Origin of the sequence: Blautia sp. DFI.3.45, from assembly GCF_020593505.1 — a bacterium.
GTDB classification, from domain to species: domain Bacteria; phylum Bacillota; class Clostridia; order Lachnospirales; family Lachnospiraceae; genus Blautia_A; species Blautia_A wexlerae.
The window spans coordinates 25,571-51,180 of sequence record NZ_JAJDMI010000023.1; the positions used below are offsets into that span (position 1 = coordinate 25,571).

General features: G+C 40.8%; 19 protein-coding genes and 1 riboswitch. Of the genes, 2 read left to right on the forward strand and 17 right to left on the reverse strand.

Annotation, left to right across the window (positions count from 1 at the left end):
* The first annotated feature begins 279 nt into the window (after positions 1–279).
* The gene (locus LJE09_RS09735; protein ID WP_119241921.1) at positions 280–2,310 is read left to right on the forward strand and encodes a right-handed parallel beta-helix repeat-containing protein; all 2,031 of its coding nucleotides are present in this window, start codon (positions 280–282) and stop codon (positions 2,308–2,310) included.
* 257 nt (positions 2,311–2,567) lie between these two features.
* Here the strand turns inward: LJE09_RS09735 and LJE09_RS09740 are convergent, their stop codons facing one another.
* From LJE09_RS09740 to LJE09_RS09750, 3 genes are all read right to left on the reverse strand, one after another.
* Positions 2,568–3,935, reverse strand: coding sequence for an MATE family efflux transporter (locus LJE09_RS09740; protein ID WP_227311258.1), 1,368 nt, complete (start codon positions 3,933–3,935; stop codon positions 2,568–2,570).
* Between the two features lie 89 nt (positions 3,936–4,024).
* The gene (locus LJE09_RS09745; RefSeq protein WP_227311260.1) at positions 4,025–5,674 is read right to left on the reverse strand and encodes a glycoside hydrolase family 32 protein; all 1,650 of its coding nucleotides are present in this window, start codon (positions 5,672–5,674) and stop codon (positions 4,025–4,027) included.
* Positions 5,675–5,876: 202 nt separating this feature from the next.
* Positions 5,877–6,335, reverse strand: a complete 459-nt coding sequence (locus LJE09_RS09750) for a ferritin-like domain-containing protein (RefSeq protein WP_119243589.1) — start codon at positions 6,333–6,335, stop codon at positions 5,877–5,879.
* A 358-nt stretch (positions 6,336–6,693) separates the two neighbouring features.
* Here LJE09_RS09750 and LJE09_RS09755 point away from each other — a divergent pair, with 358 nt between their 5' ends.
* Positions 6,694–8,061 carry an MATE family efflux transporter gene (locus LJE09_RS09755; protein ID WP_008705109.1) on the forward strand — a complete coding sequence of 456 codons (1,368 nt, stop codon included), beginning with the start codon at positions 6,694–6,696 and terminating at the stop codon, positions 8,059–8,061.
* 118 nt (positions 8,062–8,179) lie between these two features.
* Here the strand turns inward: LJE09_RS09755 and LJE09_RS09760 are convergent, their stop codons facing one another.
* The 14 genes from LJE09_RS09760 to LJE09_RS09825 all read right to left on the reverse strand — a co-directional run bounded on the left by LJE09_RS09760 (position 8,180) and on the right by LJE09_RS09825 (position 25,088).
* Positions 8,180–8,608 carry an SseB family protein gene (locus tag LJE09_RS09760; protein WP_025580256.1) on the reverse strand — a complete coding sequence of 143 codons (429 nt, stop codon included), beginning with the start codon at positions 8,606–8,608 and terminating at the stop codon, positions 8,180–8,182.
* Positions 8,609–8,712: 104 nt separating this feature from the next.
* Positions 8,713–9,024 (reverse strand): YbjQ family protein, encoded by a 312-nt coding sequence (locus LJE09_RS09765; RefSeq protein WP_008705112.1) that lies wholly within the window; start codon positions 9,022–9,024, stop codon positions 8,713–8,715.
* On the reverse strand, positions 9,005–9,646 hold the full coding sequence (locus tag LJE09_RS09770) for a MerR family transcriptional regulator (RefSeq protein WP_025580254.1): 642 nt from the start codon (positions 9,644–9,646) through the stop codon (positions 9,005–9,007). Before LJE09_RS09770 ends, LJE09_RS09765 begins: the two co-directional genes overlap by 20 nt.
* 153 nt (positions 9,647–9,799) lie before the next feature.
* Positions 9,800–11,113 carry a Na+/H+ antiporter NhaC family protein gene (locus LJE09_RS09775; protein WP_227311262.1) on the reverse strand — a complete coding sequence of 438 codons (1,314 nt, stop codon included), beginning with the start codon at positions 11,111–11,113 and terminating at the stop codon, positions 9,800–9,802.
* Between the two features lie 90 nt (positions 11,114–11,203).
* Positions 11,204–12,058: a YitT family protein gene (locus LJE09_RS09780; RefSeq protein WP_055153092.1), complete on the reverse strand. Its 855-nt coding sequence runs from the start codon at positions 12,056–12,058 to the stop codon at positions 11,204–11,206.
* 188 nt (positions 12,059–12,246) lie between these two features.
* Complete coding sequence (locus tag LJE09_RS09785; protein ID WP_196002289.1) at positions 12,247–12,900, reverse strand: zf-HC2 domain-containing protein; 654 nt, start codon at positions 12,898–12,900, stop codon at positions 12,247–12,249.
* A gap of 1 nt (position 12,901) precedes the next feature.
* Positions 12,902–13,411: an RNA polymerase sigma factor gene (locus LJE09_RS09790; RefSeq protein ID WP_227311263.1), complete on the reverse strand. Its 510-nt coding sequence runs from the start codon at positions 13,409–13,411 to the stop codon at positions 12,902–12,904.
* 20 nt (positions 13,412–13,431) lie between these two features.
* On the reverse strand, positions 13,432–13,728 hold the full coding sequence (locus LJE09_RS09795) for a hypothetical protein (protein WP_055058326.1): 297 nt from the start codon (positions 13,726–13,728) through the stop codon (positions 13,432–13,434).
* A 237-nt stretch (positions 13,729–13,965) separates the two neighbouring features.
* On the reverse strand, positions 13,966–15,606 hold the full coding sequence (locus LJE09_RS09800) for an AAA family ATPase (RefSeq protein WP_227311266.1): 1,641 nt from the start codon (positions 15,604–15,606) through the stop codon (positions 13,966–13,968).
* Positions 15,607–16,250: 644 nt separating this feature from the next.
* The gene (locus LJE09_RS09805) at positions 16,251–17,684 is read right to left on the reverse strand and encodes a 6-phospho-beta-glucosidase (RefSeq protein WP_025580246.1); all 1,434 of its coding nucleotides are present in this window, start codon (positions 17,682–17,684) and stop codon (positions 16,251–16,253) included.
* A 67-nt stretch (positions 17,685–17,751) separates the two neighbouring features.
* Positions 17,752–19,668 carry a beta-glucoside-specific PTS transporter subunit IIABC gene (locus LJE09_RS09810; protein ID WP_025580245.1) on the reverse strand — a complete coding sequence of 639 codons (1,917 nt, stop codon included), beginning with the start codon at positions 19,666–19,668 and terminating at the stop codon, positions 17,752–17,754.
* A 332-nt stretch (positions 19,669–20,000) separates the two neighbouring features.
* Complete coding sequence (locus tag LJE09_RS09815; protein WP_029677143.1) at positions 20,001–20,843, reverse strand: MurR/RpiR family transcriptional regulator; 843 nt, start codon at positions 20,841–20,843, stop codon at positions 20,001–20,003.
* 170 nt (positions 20,844–21,013) lie between these two features.
* Positions 21,014–23,251 carry an ATP-binding protein gene (locus LJE09_RS09820; protein ID WP_227311268.1) on the reverse strand — a complete coding sequence of 746 codons (2,238 nt, stop codon included), beginning with the start codon at positions 23,249–23,251 and terminating at the stop codon, positions 21,014–21,016.
* Between the two features lie 58 nt (positions 23,252–23,309).
* Positions 23,310–25,088, reverse strand: coding sequence for an ABC transporter substrate-binding protein (locus LJE09_RS09825; RefSeq protein WP_055058322.1), 1,779 nt, complete (start codon positions 25,086–25,088; stop codon positions 23,310–23,312).
* Positions 25,089–25,305: 217 nt separating this feature from the next.
* Positions 25,306–25,381: riboswitch (cyclic di-GMP riboswitch) on the reverse strand.
* Positions 25,382–25,610: the final 229 nt, after the last annotated feature.

Below are 25,610 nucleotides of genomic sequence, written 5' to 3' on the forward strand. Positions count from 1 at the left end.
GTTACTGGTAAATAAAGCCCGGTATTTACTCACTATTTTAAGTTTTAAGTATCAAGATTTATTCTATTTACAGGATTTTTGCCAGAAATTCTTTCGTTCTCTTATTTTCGAATCCGACGTTTTCAGTGAACAGTAATGAATCATCACAAAATTCATACAAAACAACACAGGATTCCATTGCTTCGCTGCATATCTACATGCTACACTAGATTACATATCTTATGGGCATTTCGCCCGCAAACAGAAGGATTCAGGCCAGAAGGCCGGGAGGTTTTTATAATGATTATTTACGTTGATGCATCCGTGATCCAGACCGGAAACGGAACAAAAGAAAATCCATTCAAAACTATTCAGGAGGCCGCTGCAAAGGCACTTCCGGGAGATGAAGTCATCGTTGCACCGGGATTATACCGTGAAGCTGTTAATCCGATTCACGCTGGAACGGCAGACAAGCGTATCACCTACCGTTCTGCAATAAAAGGACAGGCGCACATTACAGGAAGTGAAGCTGTCAAAGACTGGGAAAATGTAGAAGGCACTGTATGGAAAGCAGTCATTCCGAACGGAATCTTCGGTGATTATAACCCATTTACTACCCTGGTATCCGGAGATTGGTTTATCGCTACATTTATTGCTCATACAGGAGATGTATATCTGAATGAAAAATCCATGTATGAAGTAACCACTCTGGATAAAGTTAAAAATCCACAAAAAAGTACTATCTCATGGGATCCTGATTTCTCTGTATATACATGGTATGCAGAACAGGATGAAGCCAATAATCAGACAATTATTTATGCAAACTTCCATGAGAAAGATCCCAATAAAGAAAATGTTGAGATCAGTGTAAGAAGAAACTGCTTCTATCCGGAAAGTGAAGGAATCGGATATATCACTCTCTCCGGTTTCCGCATCAGTCAGGCTGCTACTCAGTGGGCTCCCCCTACCGCTTATCAGGAGGGAATGGTCGGTCCTCACTGGTCCAAAGGATGGATCATCGAAGACTGTGAAATCTATGAATCCAAATGCAGCGGTATTTCTCTTGGTAAATATCTGCAGCCTGAAAATGATAACAAATGGTTAAAGTGGAAATACAAAGACGGAACTCAGACAGAACGCGACTGCATCTGCCAGGCTTCCTATGAAGGATGGGATAAAGAACACATCGGTTCCCATATTGTGCGCAGATGTGAAATCCATGACTGCGGTCAGACAGGTATTGTAGGACATCTTGGAGGCGTATTCTCTGTTATTGAAGACAACCATATCCACCACATTAATAACAAGCAGAATCTGGCAGGAGCAGAGATTGGCGGTATCAAAATGCATGCTGCTATCGATGTTATTTTCCGCCGCAACCATATCCACAACTGCACCCGTGGTCTGTGGCTTGACTGGCAGGCACAGGGAACCCGCGTTACAGGAAATCTCTTCCATGACAATGCTCTTCCTAATGACTTCGAGGCAGGGGATGACGCTGTCACAAGCGTAGGAGAAGATATCTTCGTTGAGGTTTCCCATGGTCCGACATTAATCGACCACAATATCCTGCTGTCTGACCGTGCACTGAAAATTGCAACCCAGGGTGTTGCCCTTGTACATAACCTGATCTGCGGCGGCTTCGTTTCTGTTGGTATCGGTACAGACAACGGTGCACCTGATATTCCATCTCCCAGATATACTCCATATCACACCAAACACGGAACTCAGGTTGCAGGATTTATGACCATCCTTCATGGAGATGACAGATTCTACAACAACATCTTCGTTCAGAAACCAATCCGTCCTTGTATGCAGGATCTGGCTGATCTTATGGGTAACAATGGAAATATGTGGGATGACTGCAATGTGATCACAGGAACTTTCAAATTTAACGGATATCCAACCTTTGATGAATGGAACAGACAGTTCGAAGGTTACTGCGGAATGGGTTCTGAGACAACAGGCAACTGCTATTATGATCATCTTCCTGTATGGGCATCCGGCAATCTCTATTTCAATGGAGCACGTGCATGGGAAAAAGAAATAAATGCAGTCACAGATGCAGAACATACTGTAGATATCTCTGTTGAAAAGAAAGAAGATGGCTGGTATCTGAAGACCAACCTGTATGATATCATCAAAGAAGAAACCGACGGTATTATCTCAACTGAAACACTTGGTATGGCATTCGAACCGGAGCAGAAATACGAAAATCCTGACGGAAGCCCGATTATCTTTAATCAAGATTTCTTTGGAAATCACAGAGATGTCAAAACTGTCGCAGGACCATTTACGGATAAAAAAGCATCTGAGCAGAAGCTCTTTTAACCTGATATCCATATAGTCAATAGCTTTACCATATATAAACCATACATAAAAACAGCTATGAAGAGTACAGATATTTTTATCTGCTGCTCTTGCATAGCTGTTTTCTTATTTTGTCATACTTTTATTATAACAGTCCTAATAAATAATGCATTTAAGACAGTTCAGCAGAGTGCGAAAGACAAGGAAGATATCTGCAGACACGCTCTAACGCACGGCAAAGATATATGACGCAGAATTTCACACTCTGATGGGCTGGATTATGATGCATTATTTACTCGGACTGCTATAGATGCAAGCATTTTTGTAGACTTTCGGATGCACCACAGGCATGTCGGAAAAATATAGCAGGTTGCTGTGATCCAGGCCGTCTGGTCTGCGAAGCAGATGGCTGTGAAGCCAAAAGTTCCTACAAATCCAAGACAGACAACTGTTCTGGCGATCATTTCTGTTACGCCGGAGAAAACGGCTCTGCCTGAATATCCAAGTCCTTGAGTTACCATACGGGCGACATTGAGAATACCAAGACTCCAGTAGAAAAATCCCATACATCTGAGGTATTTGGCAGAGGCATCCAGAACTGCCACCGCACTCTTTCCAACAAACAGCATAGAAAGTGTACGCCCTGCAAAAATCAGTAAAATTCCTGCCGCAATACCATATCCTACTCCCACTGTAATACCACAGCGCAATCCTTTCTTAATCCTGTCAGACTGTCCTGCTCCAAGATTCTGGCTGCAGAATACAGAAGCAGAGGTTGCGATAGCATCAAATGGACACATGGTAAACTGCTTGATCTTCATTGCTGCAGTAAAAGCTGATACATATGTACTTCCAAGCCCGTTGTTCGCAGACTGCATAACCATACTTCCGATAGCTGTGATGGAGAACTGAAGTCCCGTAGGCATTCCCATTGCCAGAAGTTCCTTTACTGCATCCCCTTTTATTGTCCTGTTTTCTTTCTTGAGCCACAGAAGTTTCATTTTGCGGATAATAAAAATAAGGCACAAGATTCCACTGATCGCCTGTGCGGAAATGGTTGCAATGGCAGCTCCGGCACATCCAAGTTTCAGCACTACGATACAGAATAAATCCAGAAAAATGTTCAGAACAGCAGATAACGCCAGAAATATAAACGGTGTCCTGCTGTCTCCCACTGACCTCAAAATACTGGACAGATAGTTATATAAAATCGTAAAGGGAATCCCCAGGAAAATGATTAACAGATAACTATATGCATTGTCATAAATGTCCTCTGGTACAGATAAAATATGCAGAATCTGAGGACATAAAACACTGCATAATGCTGTCAGGATCACTGCGATTCCTGCACATAATACAGTTCCATTAAAGATATAATCCCGCATTTTTTCTATTTTCTCTGCACCGAAATATTTAGCTACAGGAACACCAAAGCCTGTACAGCTTCCCATGCAGAATCCCAGTACCAGAAACTGAATACTGCTGCTGGCTCCTACACTTGCCAGTGCTTTTGCGCCAAGAATCTGGCCTACGATCGCAGCATCAATAATATTATAAGTCTGTTGCAGCAAGTTTCCTAATAATAAAGGAAACGCGAACTGTAACATCAGTTTCAGCGGATTGCCCTTTATCATAGATGTGGTCATTTCTATTTATCCCTCATTTTTTATAACGTTTCCATAAGTCAAACAGATATTCGAAAAAATCTAAGATTCCGATTTCTGAAATCTCTGATTTATTTCCAGATGGATTTCATTTCACAAATTTTCACCTGCGCATCTTTTTCACTGTTCAGGCAGAATATCCCCTGTCTGTTACTATTGTAGAATAATCTGGTTCCAACATCTTCTCCATCATTTAAATATACCTCAATTGTTCTTCCGTCTACAAAAATTTCTGCATTTCTACATTTCTCCACAGAAGAAACAAACTGTACCTTATCGCTCTTCACACCAGCCATTTTAAAGAATACTTTTCCCCCTTCTGCAGTCAGACTGATGGATTTATCCCCATCCTGACCAAGAAGAATGTTGAAATCTCCTGTTTCTTCAAATGATACAGATGCATAATATCTGTTATCTGCAATGGAGCCGACTTTGATCTCACGGCCTGTGCCTTCATATACTGTATCCCCCAGAAGAGTATAAACTTCCTCTACAGGTTTTGTATATACATGTTCATTCTTCACATGAAGTTCTCTTGGCAGAGTCATGCTTCCATAAGCTCCCGGCTCTGTAGCAATATGCTCTCCATAGAAATCACTGATCCAACCAATCAGGATCCTGCGGTCTTCATGCTGAAAACTCTGTGCTGCATAGCAGTTGCTTCCAAAGTCTACCCACTGCTGTGTATGAACATCCATTGCATCACCGTTCCAGTCTCCCACATAATATCTGCACTGCTGGAATCTTCCGTATTCATCATAATGGCTCATCCATGCGCCCATAGCTACATATTTATCATCCAATGGGAAAAAGTCCGGACACTCAATGGTTCTGATCTTTGTTTCCTCTGTGATCAAAGGACATCTGTACTTCCAGTTCTCTGCATCCTCAGATTCATACAGAAGAAATGTTCCTTTTTCATCTACGCATGCACCTAATACAATATAATATTTCTCACCGATCTTAATTGCTTTCGGATCGCGAAAATCATAGTTAGTACCTTCCGGTTTCTCCCTGATAATCTCTTTTTCCGGCTCAAAATGAATCATATCGCTACTCTTTGTCATTGTCTGATACTGAACAGTGTCCCATCCGTCATCCTGAGGTCCGATATGTCTTGTGAGATAGAAGTATACCTTGTCTCCCATCGGAAGTGCGCTTCCGGAGAAAGCACCACCTTTGATTGCAAGATTATCCAGGATTTCTTCCTGAGGCTCTAACGCAACCGGAAGATGTGTCCAGTGCATCAGATCCTTGCTTGCTGCATGTCCCCAGTACATATTATTCCACTCCTGTCCAAAAGGATTCAGCTGATAAAAAAGATGATAATAACCCTTAAACCAGCAAAGTCCATTAGGATCATTATTCCAGTTCACAACCGGTGAAAAATGATACTGCTCTCTGTACGGAGTGCCAATGAATTTAAAAAATTCTTCTTTATTCATTGCTTTAAAATTATCTGTAGTATTCAGTACGCAGATTCCATTCTTCAGGATATTTTCACATTCGCTTAAATAAGCAAAGGTAATGGTGCAGTCCTGTGCAGTAATCTCGTATTCTGTATCTTTATCTGTCGGAAACTTAATCCAGTTCCCATAGATATGTTGCAGTTCTTTTATTTCTGTTTTGTTTTCTTTTACCTTCTTCAGGCTCACACTGCCTTTTTTCCCGGCTTCTGGTTTTACAAATAATTCCAGACATTCATAGTTTCCTGTGTACATATGTAAAAATCCCCTTTCTGAATTTTGTCTCCGATTCACTATATATCTATAGTACTGACCTTCTGCCGACATAATCTTACTATATCATAGCAAAATCACGAGGAGTTTCAATAAAATATTTTGACATTTTTTTATACTATTTTATCCTGTATGATCCCATATAAAAAGGATGCCGAGAGCAAATCCGACATCCTTTTCGCTGTTATAACATTCCATTCACTGTCTTATACTTATACAGCATCTCCGCATGGTTCTGTTCTTCTATCTGGATATCTGCCAGCAGCTTGCGTACACCACTATCGCCAAAGGCGAATACATCATCATTGTATGTTCCTGACACCAGCTTCTCTGTACCTATACAGTCTGTTGCAAGAAACGCATCGTGTTGTTTATCTTCCGGTGAACTCATGGCTGTATAGACTGCTTTTGGCTGATAGTCTCTGCCTGATCTGTCATTACAGTTACATTCAGGCACACTTCCGGAAAGAATCATTGACAAAGACTCATAATGCTTCTGTTCTTCCTGCTGGATATTCCGGAAAAGATTTTTAAGCTCCGGGTCTCTGGCCTGTTCTGCGTATTTTCCATACTTTTCCACACAGCTTTTCTCTTGTGTCTGAAGATCTTCGATTACTGAACGTTCCTTTTCTTTTAAAATCATAGTCTGTTGTCTCCTTTTTTAAGAAATACTGTATTTTGTTACATGAAAATAGTATGGATAAAAAATGCTTTTTTATTCTCTGTATCATGACTTATGACAATTTCAGAGAATATTTTGTGTTACTGTTCACATGCCACTGTCCCGCGAGGTGTTTTGGCATGAATATGCCAAAATCCCGAGACATACAAGCCAAAATTCCATTGCCGCAGGCAATCTGGAATGAATTTTGGCTACGTTACTGTGAACGGAGTGAACAGTAACTATTTTGTTCCAACACCACTATATCAGAGTGAATTTCTGTTTACTTTATGATATACTTATATGCACGATAAAAGTTTTAAACTTAGGAAGATTTATAATGAAACGAATTGATTTTGAAAACGGAACTGTGACCAACAATATATTAAGCGCTGCGCTTCCCATGCTGGTAGCGCAAATATTGAATCTTTTATACAACATTGTGGACCGTATCTATATCGCCAGGATCCATGATATAGGAACAACTGCACTTGGCGCTGTGGGCTTATGCTTTCCGATCATCATGATCATTACTGCTTTCAGTAATCTCTTTGGTTCCGGAGGTGCACCAATTTTCTCTATCAACCGCGGAAAAGGAGATTCCAGGACTGCTGACATGATCATGAATACTGCTTTCACCATGTTATGTGGAAGTGCTGCTGTGCTAATGCTGATCGGATTTCTTTTTGCCCGCCCCTTACTGACTCTGTTTGGTGCTTCAGATGATGCTCTGGTTTATGCGTATCCCTATCTGATGATTTACCTTCTGGGTACTCTCCCTTCCATGATAGCAACAGGAATGAATCCTTTTATCAATGCACAGGGATATGCCATTATCGGTATGCTGTCAGTAACAGTCGGTGCAGTGGCAAATATTATTCTTGATCCGATTTTTATTTTTGTTCTGGATATGGGGATTAAGGGTGCAGCGATTGCTACTGTCATCTCTCAGATTCTCTCTGCCTTGCTTGTATTTTATTTTCTTCATGGAAAATCAGAATTGAAGGTAAGATGGATTCATATAAATGAGATTTCTGAGTGCACCAGACATGCCAGGGATATCATCAGTCTGGGGTCTGCCGGATTTATCATGCAGCTGACTAACAGCCTGGTAAGTATCTGCTGCAATAATGTTCTTTCCGTGACAGGCGGTGATATTTATATCTCTGTCATGACTATTATATCCAGTGTTCGCCAGATGGTGGAGACGCCTATCCATGCGATCAATGAGGGAACCTCTCCTGTTCTCAGCTACAATTACGGAGCCAGACGTCCTGACAGGGTAAAGAAAGCAGGGGTTGTTCTGATCATTATGGTTCTGATCTATACAGGTATCATGTGGAGCGTCATTCTCATTGCCCCTGAATTTCTGATCGGGATCTTCAGTTCAGACAAACTGCTATTAAAGGATGCAGTTCCTGCACTGAAACTTTACTTTGCAGCCTTTATTTTTATGGATCTGCAGTATATTGGTCAGACTGTATTTAAATCATTGAATAAAAAAAAGCAGGCGATTTTTTTCTCCCTGCTTCGTAAAGTATTTATTGTGGTTCCGCTGACTTATTTCCTGCCCTATGGATTACACATGGGCACAGATGGCGTGTTTATGGCAGAACCGGTATCCAATGTGATTGGTGGTTCTCTGTGTTTTATTACCATGTTGGTTACAATATTGCCTGAATTGAACAAAATGGGAAACTCCCGATAAGCAGAAAAGTCCTCAGTATTTATCCATTTTTAACTATCGCATAACTTTGCAGAAATTGTAAAAAGGATAAACAATGAGGACTTTTATTTAACTGAACATGAGAGTTCTTTACATAACTTCACACATTTCCCAATATGATATTAATCAGGTTCTTATCCAGCATGATTGTGCGATTCCATGGGTTAAGAATAATTCCCTCAATTTCATTTACCTGTAATGCTGAATGAAAAAGCTGATCTATGTCTGTCAGAAAAGTGGATTGTACGCTTCCGCCACCTTTCAGTTCTTCCTCAAAGCTTGTAAATGCCGCCCACCAGACTTTTTCATCTCCGGTTTTCACTGTGCCGATCCGGAGCTGGCTGTCTCCTGTGGGCGGTTCTACTGAAAGGATAAACTGGCCGTTTTCTCTCATTCGTCTACGGATTACAGTCAGTGTATGTGCCAGCATTTCCTGAGTGGCTTCCTGCTGCAGAGCAGCGATCGCCTGCTCTATTTTTTCATTTCCCTGAAGACCTTTATCCTGATTTACATTCTTATTATCGCTCATATTGTTACCTTTCATCTGTGGTGATATCACTTTTCAGACAGTGTGTAAGATCATATTTCAGGGATGTCGGCGGCAAATCTCTCATGCCGCCGGCATCCTGTCATTTATTTATATTTCACAGCAGTTCCATATGCGATCACTTCTGCTGCCCCTGACATTACCTGAGAGGAGCCGTATTTTACACCGATCACAGCATCCGCATTCATCTCTTTGGCTTCATCCACCATACGCTTGGTGGCAATCTGTCTTGCCTCATTGAGCATTTCCGTATAGCCTGTGATCTCTCCGCCTACCAGAGTCTTCATCCCTGCCATGAAATCTTTTCCTACATTTTTTGTCTGTACAACTGTTCCCTTTACAATTCCCAGTGCCTCAAACTCTACACCCGGAATATATTCAATACTTAGAAGCTTCATCCTCTTCTCCTCCTTCAATCTCTTTCATGCGTCCTGCAAGTGCTGCCAGAATTCCTCCGATGATCACAACCGGTATGGCGATCAGAAATATCAGCAGTCCGGTCGGTATGGGATCTTGTGTATTTGCCCACAGCATAAGCCCTATGGTAAATCCCATAAGCAAGATCATAACTACTGCTCCAATGATCGCTCCTGTCCTTCTTTTCTTACGGATATCTGTTTTCTTTATATCCATAAACCTTGCACCCTCTTTCTCCATCTGCTCGATTTCTTCCAGACAGTTCTCGGCATTCAAGGTATCCAGAGACTGATGCTCTGCGATCAGGCGCTGGCACATTTCCTGCATTTTCACAAGGCCTTCCCTGCGGCGTTCCAGTTCTCCCAGGTGCTGTTCCAGACAGACCTGCAGGCTTTTCCTTTTTTCAAAAAGAGCTCTCATCTCTTCTATGGAAATATCCATCTTCCGGAATAATTTGATTTCCTGAAGTCTGGCAATATCTGCCGTATGATATTCCCGGTATCCGTTCTCTGCACGCTCCACATTCAGGAGACCCTGCTCTTCATAAAAACGGATATTCTTTCTGGTGATGCCTACCAGCTCTTCCACCTGTTTGATCTTCATACTGCTACCTCTTGCTTTCCTGACAGCAGATATAGCTGATCCGCTGCTCTACTGCCCTGTCTGTGCTTCCTTTATACTGCTTCCACAAGGAGGAAGGTCAAGTATTTTTTGAAAGAAATTGAAAAAAATATAGCTTCCGGCAGGGGGAATCTTTTAAGCTCCTGTACGGTCTGAACCTCTCATAATTGTGATCAGAGAGCTGAGCAGCAATAACATGGGATAAAACAATTTCGGCATAATCTGAAATGCAGAAATCTCACCACCCAGTTCGTTCACTGCTGAGATTGCAACCAGCATCTGTGCACCATATGGAATCACTCCCTGGAAAACACAGGAAAAAGTATCCAGTATGGAAGCTGTCTTTCTTGGTGTAATCCCATACTCTTCTGCCATTTCCTTTGCGATAGGGTTTGCCATTACGATCGCCACTGTATTATTGGCAGTGGCAATATCCATAGTTCCTACCAGAAGTCCCATTCCAAGCTGTCCGCCTTTCTTTCCGCGGAAAATTTTATGGATCCAGCCAAGAAGCGCATCGAATCCACCATACTCACGTATCAGCGCACACATGGCAGCTACCAGAATCGCCACCATACAAGTCTCAAACATTCCGGATACACCGGATCCCATATTTTTCAGGATCTCTACAAGTGTGGTATGTCCTCCGATCAGCATAATAAATGCTCCGGATACGATTCCTGTCAGCAATACCACAAACACATTGATCCCAACAATTCCTCCGATCAATACCAGCACATACGGTATTACCTGAGTCAGATGATAGGGCTGAATCACACGGCCCTGGATTTCTGTCTGAAATGACAGGATCAGGATTAAGATCAGTGTGGCAACGGCTGCCGGAAGAGCGATCCAGAAGTTCTCCCTGAATTTGTCTTTCATCTCACATCCCTGACCATTACATGCAGCAATCGTCGTATCTGAAATAAAAGAAAGATTGTCTCCAAACATGGCTCCACCCATAACAGAAGCCACACAAAATGCCAGATCAAATCCTGATGCTGTGGAAACTGCTGCTGCAATCGGTGTCAGAAGGGTAATGGTTCCCACAGAGGTTCCCATAGCCACAGACACAAAACAGGCAACTATAAACAGCACAGACACTGAAAATCTGGCAGGTATCAGACTCAGCATACAATATGCAACACTCTCAGCACTGCTTCTTCCCACAACTCCTACAAAAGATCCGGCTGCAAGGAAGATCAGAAGCATGGTGATGATATTTTTGTCCCCAACTCCCTGTGCCATGATTTCCAGTTTCTTATCAAAATCCAGTGCTCTGTTCTGCAGACAGGCAACCAGGATTGCAGCAAGAAATGCTACTACGATCGGCACATTATAAAATCCCATGGGGATTTCCATCACATACTCAAACAAAATGCCCAGTCCAAGGTATAATACAAGAAATACACCAATGGGAAGCAGGGCAATTCCTTTTCCTTTTTTCATCTTTCATCCTCTTTCTACCATAATCTCTTTATGGTTATATAATCACTCTGCTATTTTAGCATACCCACAGCTTTCCTGCCATAATATTTCTTACAGTTTTGGCTGATAGCGCATATCCGATACATTGTAAACCGTCACAAAGGCCTTTGGATCTTCGTGATTGATATAAGCCATCAGCTTCTGATATTCTGTTTTGTCTACGATCGTGATGATCTCATTGCGTTTCTTCATATTATAGGCACCTGTTGCTTCATAGATTGTCGCTCCGCTGTGCAGATCTTCGATAATGAATTTACGCAGTTCTTCCTCTTTCTGAGTGATGACACAGACACGACGTTTAATATTATGGTCAAAAATAAAGTGATCCAGAACCATTCCATTAAAGTATGTTCCCAGAATACTCAGCACCACTGTTTTCTTATCATATACAAGCGCTGCGGAAAGAGCCACACACATACCGGAAAGAGACATTGCTTTTCCCAGTTCCATGTGGAGATATTTGTTCATGATCTTTGCCACAATATCCAGTCCGCCGGAGGATGCATTTCTGTTAAAAAGAATGCTCAGTCCTACGCTGACTACCAAAATATAGCACAGCACATCCAGTTCCTGACTGTTGGTCATAGAGCCAAAATCCGGAAATACTTTCTCGAATAATCCGAGAAATAAGGGCAAAACAATGCTGGTGTAAACTGTTTTTACGCCAAATTCGCGTCCGCAGGTGATGAAGCCAATGATCAGAAGTACCACATTCAAAATCATGGTGATTGCAGACAATGGTAAAGGTACAAAGTTTGATAACACGATACCAAGACCGGAGATACTGCTTACAGAGGTATGGCTCGGCAACAGAAAGAAATAAACTGCTGCCGCAATGATCGCTACCGCACCTGTCAGGATCAGCACTTCCTTTATGATATCTGCATAATTTAGTTGTTTTTTCATAGTTAATTTTCCTGTCTTTCTTTCCATATTCTTGTTCTATTGTAACATATGGGAAGAGAATGTCCATCAGCAATTACAAAAAGAGGCTGCCTTCCATGACAACCCCTTTGTAAATCCTTATAACCTATAGGACTGCTATAAAATTCGCTTTCATATTTTAGATCGTGTTTGAAAAATACTCTAATATTTTATCCTAACGGCTCTATATGTTCTTCAGATAAATAAGCCTTCTGTTCTTCCTCCGGAGCTTCCCAGATTGTTGTTGTAGTTCCATCCTTATCTACATATACTTCTTTTATCTCATCTTTCTTCAAAATATCATGAATATGATCATATGGATAAAAAATACAGCTTACATATTTTTCCCACAAACTCTGTTCAAAATGGATAGTCATTACGCCTGTTTCCCTGTCTAAGGATGTTCTCCAGCGATAATTTCCTTTTATATTTGTTCTATATGTTACTTCATCTTTATTATCCTCAATAATAGTTATCCCTGCATCTTTGTAGCTGATATATGTGACATGTTTATTCATGAACGTGAACACTGCCACAAAGCAAATTACGGTTGCTGCTATGGAAAGCAGGATTGTTTTTATCTTTCTTTTCTTTAAAAATTTCCTGAAGCTTTTCAAGTCATTTGCTTCATTGCTGTTTTCTTTTGTCTGTGCAGAGATTTTCATATCATTTTCAAGGTCTGCCTTTGTCTCATGATATACCCGCTGGCAGATTTCGCAGTTTTGCAGATGTTCTTCTACAAGTTCTTTTGTGTCATCACTTACCACATCATCAATGTATAATGGCAGAATATCCTGGATCACGTTGCAGTTTATTTTTTCCATGTTACTTTTCCTCCTGACCTATCTGTGCTCTTATCATCTGGCGTGCACGATGGTAAGTCACTCTTGCCCATCCTGCACTTTTCTGATAGCATTTTCCGATCTGCTCAAAGGAGAGCTCACCATATATCCGCAGGTGAAATACTTCCCTGTAGGGTTCCGGTATCAGTTCTGCATAGCGTTTGAGATTCCGAACTGTCTCATCCTGCACGATCTGATCCAGTACTGCCGGGGATGTATCCTGCATGGAATCCTGCATTATTTCTGAAAATTCTTCACCCACATAGATTTTATTTCGTCTGCAATAGCGGAAATATGTATTCTTCGCAATTACAAATAGCCATGCGCGGATATCCTTCCGGCCATCAAATTTCTCAATATTATTCATTGCCTTCAGGAATGTTTCCTGGGTGATCTCCTCTGCCAGACTTTCATTTTCGGAAAGTGCCCGGATATAGAGAAAGACATCATGGAAATACTTACGGTAGATTGTTTCGATTTCTGATTTCTCCATTCCTGCTCCTTGTATTTTTATTATCCTACTGCATCTTTCGGGATTTTTAATGGCCCTGTCTGGCCGATCGTGGTACCATCCTTATCCAGAATATAACCATCTTTATCCTGATATGACCCTGCCGGCGGTGTCCACATAGATCCATCTGACGACCTGATCTGTCTTCTTCCATTGAATGTCTGAACACGGTTCTGATTTTGTTGTATCTGCATTGAATATGCACGGCTGCTCACCTGAGTATCACTGTCTGTATCAGATGCACAACCTGATAAACCAACCATAACTGTCAGAATGAATATTCCTAAATATCGTTTCATGATGATCCTCCTGTCTGCTGTATCATTATTTTATCTGATGTCTTTCTATATAACTAAGTCACAGACAGAAGAAACGTTACAGGAAAATTTATATAACCATAAATGATGAAAAAAAGTTCACCAAACTTATACACAAGAAAGAATCCTGCTTGCAGGATTCTCCGCTAACATAACAAACAGCTGTATAAAATTTCTATACAGCCGCTTATATCCTCTATTTTCCACCTTATACAAGAATTAATATAACGTGCCCTTCCGTAAAGTAATCACCCTGCACTGATGTTTCTTTGTCTTCTTGTTATATCCAATTCCTACTGCAAGGATTTCTCCTGTGTATTTTGCCTTTTCTCCTGCTTTTCCCGAAAAGCGTAAACTATATTTTTTATCTATAATCTGCTGAACAGCTTCATCTGCAGTATGGTCTACCTTTAATTCCAGAATAATGCCTGTATCTGCCGGATTTTCAGGATAAAAAATAAAGTCCACAAATCCAAGTCCTGCCTTGTCCTCTCTCTCCACCTGGTATCTGTCTCTCGCACAAAGATACACCAGATTTACAATAGAAGATAACTCCACTTCATTATTATAAGAAAGTATCGGCGTCTCCGTATTATGAGCATATTCCAGTATTTCTTCCATAGTAGAAGTATCTTTTTCAAGTGTTGCCTTAAGCATGCGTTCGGACTCTTTTGCCAGTCTGTACACATATCCCAAAGAGGCTTCTTTCTGGAGCATTTCATCAAATTTATCCATCAGTTCCTTATTCGGAATATAAACTTTTCCCTGATAATAGCTCAGGAAACCATACACTACCATTGCTGACAGAATTTCCTCTCTGGTTGTCAGATTCATAGACGTAGCTGCGTATTCCTTTATCTTAGCCGGAACTCCTTCACCTGATATCATAACTGCAAGATCATTTCTTACTTCTGCTACATTATTTTTTACATAGTAGAAAATTTCATCATAAGGTCCTGAACTTGTCCAGTAGCTGTCAAGATTATTGTTTGTCAGAGAAGCCACTACTGATCTTGGATTGTACATTCTCTCTCCATTTTTAGCATAGTATCCGTCATACCATGTTTCCAGTCCCTCTCTGGTCACATAAGGTGTTTTCTCTTCATTTCTGCATATCTCCAGATACCTTCTGTAAAGCATATCTGTCTCTGATTCAGTAAATCCAAAATCCTCACTGAATTTCTCTTCTGAAGCCATTGTATATTCAATGAACATATTTAATTCAGAACCGCTGGAATACTTGGCAATCGGTAAAATTCCAGTCATGTAGGATAAAGAAACATAGGCATGATCTTTTAACAGATTGCTCAGAAAAGAAATGTAATTCTGTCTGTCTTCCTCGGTAACAAAATTTTTATGAAAAATACAGTCCCATTCATCAAAAATGAAAATAAACTTCTGTCCATTATATTCGATGAAAATGCTCTCTAAAATATCCCACAGAGAGTCTTCCGGATATATTTCTATTTCAGAATATACTTTCAGAAGATCCCTTTTTAAACGTTCCTCAATACGTGTAATGTATTCCATATAGGATTTACAATTTCCCGGCATTTTGCTGAAATCAATATAAATTACATTATGCTGATTCAAATGTTTTCTGTAATCTTTATCTGCTGAAATCTGAAGCCTGTCAAAAACATCACTGCTTTCAACACCTTTACTGAAAAATGCTCCAATCATGTTTGCCATGACAGTTTTTCCAAATCGCCTGGGGCGGGTAATACATATATGTGCATTTCCCTGCTCTGCCAGTGGAATCAATTCCTTCAACAGACTGGATTTATCTACAAAATAAGGTCTGGTATATTCGCTTTTGTATAAAGAATAGGATGAAATACTGTTCAGATATATCCCCATACTGTCACCTCATAAGTCAGGCGGATAAAATCATCCGCTTCGCTACTTGCTCATAAACACCAACAATTTTATGTCATTATGCTTTTTACTCTGTGAATCATCAATACTGATTTTATTTTATCATAATTCTTTTGGGAATTCTATTTCTATATGCGATTTTTCATTTTCATTTTCTCAACAGAAAAACCTCCAGAAACCTTACTGTTACGGGATATCTTACGTTTGGACACCATGTAGCTGATTATCGACTTTTCTTCTACAAATAATAACTATGACTGCGGATACTTACACTACCTGTTTGACTTTATAATGCAATATTCCTTTGGTCAAAGACACTGCCAACATACCCACAGCTATTACAGCTACAACGTACCAGATACTGTATATGCTGTGCAAAAATCATAACTCCCTGCAATATAAACAGGCAAAGAATCCTGTTGATTCCATGCTTCATATTTTATAGAAATCCCGAATACGCTTGTGAGCATATTTCTCATTCTCCTTTTAACTTAATTTATTTCATTTTAACTTAGTATTTGTTAAAATCAAGTTTTTAAGTTATTATTAGTTTTCAATAAAGGACCGTTATTTTACATCTGCATATGTAAATAACAGTCCTCATCTTCTTTTTATATTATAACTGATTAAAGCTCTTCTCCGTTCGTCCGGATCACATTCTGATACCAGCCAAAGGATTTCTTCTTATATCTCTTACCACTTCCGGTTCCATCATCATTCTTATCAACATAGATAAAACCATAACGTTTCTTTAATTCACCTGTTGTAAATGATACCAGATCGATACATCCCCATGGAGTATATCCCATCAAATCTACGCCATCAATCTCTACCGCTTTCTTCATCTCAGTAATATGTTCTTTCAGATATTCGATACGGTAATCGTCATCACAGGTATGATCTTCCTTCAGAATATCAATTGCTCCGAATCCATTTTCTACTATAAATAAAGGCACTTCATAACGTTCATATAAAGTAACCAGTGCATAACGCAGTCCCACCGGGTCAATCTGCCAGCCCCAGTCACTTGCCTTTACATATGGATTGGCAATTGAATTTGGAGAACTTCCGTCCAGGGATTCTGCAGTATCTTTCTGAACATCTGCTTTCACTGCATTGGTCATATAATAACTGAATCCAAGGTAATCACATTTTCCTTCTGCCAGAATCTCTTCATCCCCAGACTCCATCACTGGTTTTGTACCTTCTCTTTCCCATTCCTTCTTTGCGAATGCCGAATAATGGCCGCGGATATGTACATCTGAGAAATAATATCTCTCATGCATACACTCTGTTGCAACCATAATATCATCCGGGTTGCAGGAATAAGGATAAAACGGTACGAATGAACACATACATCCGATCTGGAAGTCCGGATTGATCTCATGGCCTTTCTTCACCACCAGTGCACTTGCCACCAGTTCATGATGTGCTGCCTGATACAGGGCTTTCTTCTTATTATCATATTCCGAGAAACGCACTCCTGAATTTGTCCATCCAAAGATGTCTGCCGATGTATTACTCTGGTTATTGATCTCGTTAAATGTCATCCAGTATTTTACCTTATCTTTATAACGTTCCATAACGGTTACTGCATAACGTACAAAGAAATCTATCACCTTACGGTTGATCCATCCGCCGTATTCCTTAGCCAGATGATACGGCATCTCAAAGTGGCTTAATGTGATAACCGGCTCGATACCGTATTTTAACAATTCATCAAACATATCATCGTAAAATTTAAGACCTTCTTCATTCGGCTCTGCCTCATCACCATTTGGGAAAATACGTGTCCATGCAATACTTGTTCTGAAACACTTGAATCCCATCTCAGCCATCAGAGCAATGTCTCCTTTGTATTCATGATAGAAATCCACTGCCACATGGTTCGGATAATACTTTCCTTCTACTACTCCGTCTGTAATCTCACGCATCTTTGTTGCGCTTCCGCCAGTCATAACATCAATGACACTTGGGCCTTTTCCACCTTCGTTCCATCCGCCTTCTAACTGGTTGGCAGCTACCGCGCCGCCCCATAAAAATGTATCTGGTAATGCCATAAGTCTTCCTCCTGCACTTCATGCGGAAATCTTTTCAAAGATTTCCGCACTCTTTTTTCTATATTTTTTAAGATAATTCAAGAAGCTCCACTCCGACAGTTACCTGTCCTTCTGCCTTCATCTCTACATCATTGAATTCGTCACTGTTTGTAACAACAATCGGTGTAGTCACTTCATATCCGGCTTCTTTGATTCCCGGAATATCAAATTCCAGAAGAAGCTGTCCTTTTTTCACCTGCTCACCTTCTTCTACATGGATGGTAAAGCATCTTCCATTCAGTTTTACAGTATCCATACCTACATGAATCAGAATTTCTACTCCGTCTGTACTTTCCATTCCAACTGCATGATGACTGTCTAATAATCCGACAACTTTACCATCGAACGGCGCATAAACCTTTCCTTCTTCCGGAATGACCGCACATCCTTTTCCCATCATCTCACTTGCAAATACCTCATCGTGTACTTCGCTTAACGGAATGACTGTTCCTGCAAGTGGGCTCTCAATCTTTTTGATCTCTGCTGTCTGTTCCTTCTGCTCCTGTTTTTCACCGGAAAGCATCTCTGTCCCTGTAATTTTTTTTGTTTCTTCTTCACTTTCTTCTGCTTCATCAACCGGATCGTCAAATCCGACAATCTGAATTGCCACGATCGTGATCACAAAAGCAATCACGCATGCCAGTGCCTCCCCGATAAAGGACATCGGTGCATCTTTGCTGATTGCATTTACGATTGTCAGAAGTCCCGGAAGTCCGGCATATGCGTAGTATGCAGAATGGAAGAAACTCATTACAACTGCTCCGACTGCACCGCCTGCACATCCGCAGATAAATGGTTTCTTAAGTCTTAATGTTACTCCATAGATGGTAGGCTCTGTAATACCGAAGATTCCTGTTACTCCGGCCGAAAGTGCCACACCTTTAAATTCTTTATTTCTGGATTTGATAAATACTCCGAATGCTGCAGCTACCTGTGCCACAACAGCGATTGTCTGGAATGCCTGGAATGTATCACAGCCATTCATATCGAAGTTGGCAAGTACGACCGGTGTAATTCCCCAGTGCACGCCAAAGATAACGACTACCTGCCATAATCCACCGATGATCGCTCCTGCCAGTGCCGGTGCAAAAGCTACTAATGCATTGTAACCATTCGCAATTGCATTTGCTGTAATCGCAGATGCAGGTCCGATTACCATGATCGTTGCCGGAACCATGACCACAAAACAGATCAGTGGTGTCAAAAGCGGCTTGGCTGCATCCGGAAGTTTCTTTTCGATAAAATGCTCCAGATAAGAAAGTACCCATACCAGAAGCAGTGGTGGAAGTACGGTAGATGTATAAGTTGTCTCTGATAACTTCACACCTAAGAATCTTACCACATCACCATCTGCGATTCTTGCTGCGATATCTGCCCATGACTGGTTAACCAGTGCACAGCAGCATAAGATTGCAATGTATGTATTACATTTAAAATGCTTTGATGCAGTGATCGCAATGAAGATTGGTAAAAATGTAAATGGCGTCCATGACATGAAGTTCAGCACTTCATAAGTTCCTGTCTCTGCAAATGAAGGTGCCGCCATCGTGATCAGGATCAAGGCTCCCTGCAACAGACCTGCTGCTGCAAGAATGTATACGAATGGTGCAAATACTGCAGACATCGTTGCGATAATACGGTTAACAATGTTCTGCTTAGGCTGTTCGATTTCCTGTGCAGATGCATCCAGATGCAGGGCTTCTGCAACCGAATCATAGACTTCTCCAACATGAGTTCCGATTACAACCTGGAACTGTCCGTTATTTTCCACAACCGTGATAACTCCTGCCAGTGCAGATACTTTTTCTTTTGCTCCTTCCGGCGTCTCTTTTAATACCAGACGGAGTCTTGTCGCACATCTTGTGGCATTTACAATATTCTTCTGTCCGCCCACGACATCGATGATATCCAGGGCAAGCTTATGATAATCTCTTACCTTTGCCATATGAAACTCTCCTTTTCCTTTTTCTGATCCCTGTATCCTCCGGAATCTGTATACCTCTGTATGTTTGTTTAAGAGTTTTTACATGCATGTATCTCTCTTTCTATCTGACAAGTACACTATAAATAATTTATCGTTTTCTTACAATTCTTTTGCTTTATTCTGTTAAATCGTTTCATATTTTTCTTTTTGTTTTTTATCTTTCTCGAAACAATGTTTCAGGCGTAAAAAAAGACATGTTGTTTTTGTATATATTGCACAACATGTCTTTGCGAAATCTGCCTATATCAAAATTTACATTTCCGGTATCACTTCCCGACATTGATCCAGAACATTTACCATAACAACTTTTTGCCCGACTTCTCATATTTATTATTCAATGCAAGATTCTCATCGTATTTCCTGCTGAATTCCATGCCATATAAGATATCCAGCAGATATTTTCCCGAAGCAAAGAACATTGAACTCCAGAACTCTTCTACTTTCTCAGAACCTGCTGCATACAGGAACTCATCCGCCTGTTTTGATACAATCCCGTCACGCACTGCAGAGATTACGATAACTTTCGTACCGCCCTTTCGCAGCATTCCGGCAATCTCTGCCAGTCGTTCATTTTTCCCCGTATGACTGATCAGAATCGCTACATGCCCATCTGCCGGCATTGCTGCATGCAGTCCCTGAATATTCGTCGCGGAATGGACATTCGCCACTTTTCCTGCATGGAAGAAAAGTGAACATCCATAATCTGCCAGATACACATTCATATCATATACGTAAAAGTCCACGCACGATGCATCTGCGATCATACGGCCGATCTTTACCAAATGACTATACGACAATTCCTTCTTTGTTTCTTCAATTGCCTGCCTCTGAACCTGTGTTGCCTTTCTCACCATCGTTACAACGTTCTCACGTTCAGACATCGTTATGACTTCTTCTTCCTCAATCGTTTCATATTGTAATTCCCTGACCAGCTGCAGTTTGAATTCCGGGAATCCCTTCGTTCCTAATTTCTGACAGAATCTTGTCACCGACGCCGCACTGGCAAATGTGGCATGACCAAGTTCTCTGGATGACATCTCTTCAATCTTTTCCGGATGTTCCAGAATATACTTCCGGATATCCTGTTCCCGTTCCGTCAGATTCTTATGTTTTTTCATATCCTGTATCAGCGACATAGACATTCCTCCATCGTCTGATTTGATTCTATAATTGTACCAATTGGTTTCGTAATATGTGCATTCATACCGGCTTTAAATGACTTCTCTTTATCTTCCTCAAATACATTTGCGGTCATGGCAACGATTGGGATATTTGCTTTCTTATTATTCTTTAGAGTACGGGTTTATTATTTAATGGTTACTGAGCAATGACCTGCGTTTCGGTACCCCCCCCCGCCGCCGGATTTTATGCTTCTTATTGTCTTTTCCAGCGTCTTCATATCAACCGGTTTTGAAATATGGGCATTCATACCAGCTGTCAGAGAATGCTGAATATCCTCTGAGAATGCATTGGCAGTCATGGCAATAATCGGAATTGTCTTTGCCAGCTCATGGGAGCTTCTGCGGATTGCCTTCGTTGCCTCATAGCCGTTCATGACAGGCATCTGTATATCCATCAGGATCATATCATAGTCACCAGGAACAGACTGTTCAAATGTCTCCAGAACCCTTTGACCATTTTCACAAATCGTACACTCCGCGCCCTCAATCTTTAACAGTTCCGTCAGAATCTCCGCATTCAGCTCATTGTCCTCTGCACACAGAAATCTCATTCCTTTCAGGATATTGCCATCCTGCTCTTCTGTTTCTGCCTGTGAATCCGGAGAAACAGATCTTTCTTCTGCGATTTTCAGATCCATAAAAACCTCAAAACAGCTGCCCTGTCCCGGTTCACTTTCTACATCAATGGTTCCGCCCATCAAATCAACCAGATTTTTGGTGATTGCCATTCCAAGACCGGTTCCCTGTATCTTATTTGTCAGGGAATTTTCTGCACGGGTAAAGGCATCAAAAATCGTGTTCTTGAAATCTGCCGACATTCCCATACCATTATCGCAGACTAAAAAGCGATACTTTGCATAAACAGATGAATTTGATTCACATTCCTCTGCCAGAAGCTGAATTTCTCCACCTTCCTGTGTATATTTTATTGCATTAGACAGCAGATTACTAAAAATCTGCATCAGATGAACCTGATCCCCGTTCACCCACTCATGCCTGATGTTTTCTTTTGTAATTGTAAGAGTCTGCTTCTTTTCAGATATCTGAGAACGAAATATAGTGTCAATCTCCTGTATAAAATCCGGAATAGAAAAATCAGAATACTTGAAGACAGTTTTTCCTGCTTCAATCTTACTCATATCCAGAACCTCATTAATGATTCCTAACAGATGCTGTGAGGAAGTATCAATTTTATCCGCATACTCTATTACCTTGCCTTTATCACCGGCATCATGTCTGATTAAGGACGTAATACCAATGATCGCATTCATAGGAGTACGTATATCGTGAGACATATTGGCAAGAAAACTGCTCTTTGATCTGTTCGCCTCCTGTGCCACCTGAAAAGCATCCTCCGCCGCCTGTTTTGCCTGCCGCAGCTTTGTATTCACTGTTTCCAGTTTGGCATTATTTTCCCGCTCCACGCGAATCGCTTCCTGCTGGTTTCTGTACATGACAAAGGAAATCCCCAGCATAACACAGACAGCTACGATAACCGTAAAGATAACAATAAATACCATAACAAAATTGACAAGTTTTAATGTATTCGTAGCAACATATTCTGCCGGAACCAGAAAGATAAGTGTCCATTCGGCATTTTCCATTCTTTTTAATCCGTAAAAATATTCTGTTCCATCCAGAACTGCATTAGAATAACTGCAGCCTTTTTCTTCCAGTTCCGCCTTTGTTTTCTCAAAGGAAGAATTGTGAAGATACTTCATATTCTGTAAAACAGAAAATACATTATGGCCCTTGATCAGTTCCACCTGATTGCTGTTGAACAGTTTAGATCCATTATCATCCAGTACATACACACTGTTGTTTCCGTTATAAGCTTCGCAGTTAAAATATGGATTCAACTGTTCCATGTCCTGGGCAATTCCAAAATAAAGAATTGAAGTTTTCTTTTCTCCGTTTTGAAGATATATGGGCTCCGGCAGACGATTCAGAAATACCATCTTTGACTGATTGTCTGTCATGGAATCAAAAACAAAACTGGTCTTTTCAGGACTTTCTTCAAAATAATCCAGATCCCGGAAAAGTCCCCTTTTTCCGGATTCTGTATAATATCCGCCTTCTGAATCCACGGCCATCAACGTGATCTTATGATCTGCATATGCTGATAATTCATATTTCTTTTTCATATGTCTGCAGAGTTCATCTGTAGTCTGTATGTTTGCATCTCTCAGATAATTACATTCTTCCGTTACCCGATCCCAGTGGGAATCGATCACATCCTCCAGATTTTGAAACATCTGACGGGTAATCTCTTCCATCTGGTTTAATCGTTCTTCATAGATAATATCCTGGATATAAGTATGATACAGGAAAAAGAATGCAAAAAACATCGCTATACCAGTCATACAACAACCCCATATTAAGTTCCGGTAACTCTTTGCCTTCTGCATCCTTCCCCTCCGCTTATTTCCATTGAGCGTCTGCTTCACTTAAAGTCTTAAATTGCCCAAAAAACTCTTTTGCCGCATCCATACCTACAATACCACTGTCTGTCACTTCCGTTTCCGATGCCAGTTTTTCACTGATTCCGGAAATTGCAACCTGATAAGTCTTTCCATCCTCCAGTTCCATATCTTCAGGATTTACCAACATATATGGATAATTCTTGCCTGTACCAACTGCATCATAACCTTCTTCATACAATGCCTGAATCTGTTTTCCTGTCAGCCTGATTGTTTTAATCGTCTGTGACCAGCCAGTCGGAAGAATGATACATACATCATAGTCTGTAATATTCTTTGCATACAGTTTTCCGCTCACACCATCATTGTTCTGGTTCGTACCATTTCCACTGATCCATGTTCCAAGGGATATAAGAGCAACGTCACTTCCGGTTGCCTCGGCAAAGCATCTGCCCACCAGCTTTGCACAACTTTCCTGTGAAATTTCCTCTGTAGCTGTTGTGATCACTTCCGGCTGATTATTTACCACGCTGTCCTGATCCTCATCCAGCTGATCTGCCACATCCTTTATTGATGCCTTATCCTGCATGAATTCCTGCATTTTGGTTCCGGTATTTACAATCGTATTTTCCCATCCGGAATAAATAAACGGTGTCGTATTCCCTGCATTGATAAAATCCGAAATATCTGCATAGAAGGTGTCATCTGCCTTTGCATCTTTGAAAGGAAGCAGTCCTGCTTTTAATGTACTGTCCGGATACAGGGCACTGGTTCCTTCTACCGTAGACAGCACCTTCATGACTTTTAATGCATCTTCAAGTTTCTCAGGATCATTCTCCAGCTTTTTATTCAATCCATAAAAACGGTTTACATTTAAAATAAATACATTCTTGCTTCCATCTTCAGACAGGTATGGCATCAGACCAAATTTGTCCGTTGTATCTTCTGATTCCATAATGCCATTCTGTGGTCCCAATAGAAACAGTGAATTTCCCTTTATAAAAGCTTCTCTTGTTTTACTATCATCTACCGGATCACTGTTGCTGCAGTCAAGCATACCGAGATTTTTCCATTTCTGGATATATTCCATGCTGTCCATCATGCCTTCCGTGTCACTGACATTTGCCTTTCCTGACAGGTAATCTTTCTGCCACTGCTTTCCAGACATAGTACCAAGGAATCCCGCATCCGCAATATTACATATATACTGGAAGGCTGAACCAGGATACTGAATCTGTGCCATACATAACGTAACTCCTGCTTCTTTTGCCTTGTCTGCAAGTTCTTCAAGCTCTGTAAAAGATGTTGGCAGCTTCCAGCCATGCTTCTCAAGCAGTGTTTTATTATAGGTGATTCCATAACAGTTGTACAAAGATGGAAGCATATAAAGTGCACCCTCATCGGATACATCTTTCAGACGTGATTCCACATAATTATCTGTAAAATCGTATCCTGAGAGATCAATCATCTTATCACTGACATCCACCACATCTGGCTTATAAAAAGTCTGTGTGCAGATGTCCGGAAGATCATCTGCCTCTAACATATTCTGCAGACAGGTTGTTGTATTTGCTCCGCTGTACGGGACTACTTCAAGCTCAATCTCTGGATATGTTTTATGCACTTCTTCTATAAAATTGTCCACTTCCAGATAAGGAGCCATAAAAGTAATTGCTTCGTGCTTCTTTGGTGTTTCATCTGTTTTCCCACACCCTATAAGTCCTGTTGCCGCTATACATGCCAAAATAAGACATGCACTTTGTACTTTTTTGATTTTCATATTTTTCTCTCTTCTCCGATAAAATCATTATGGTTCCGTTTATGAAATAACATCCCTGCTTGCAGGATTCTTCGCCTGCGAAGGGTCGCTTCAGCGACATAATTCCCCTCCGTCGCAGTGCGATCCTGCCCGGAGGGCTTTTTTATGTTATAGGAACATTACGGAGTAATTTCCTATAACATAAAAAAACACCGTCTCACAGACAGCGCACATCATTTCATGCAACTGGCTGCCATTTTACAGGCCCTGTAGCTTTGCGTCACAGACTTTCATCTGCTTTGCCGATCGTCGTTCTATTACAGATTGTAAATTTGTGCAAAATATTGATTTCATTATACTCCTACATTCCACTGTACACAAGAAAAACCTCGCCGCTTTAACGCTAAAAAAAGAACAGCCGATTATATATTCGAACTGTTCTCCTATAACCTGAAAAACTTTTGTTTAGCGGTTCCCCCGTTTATTATGATTAATTGACTTGAAATTGCATTATTCTCAACAGAATTCGAGAGAAAATTTTCT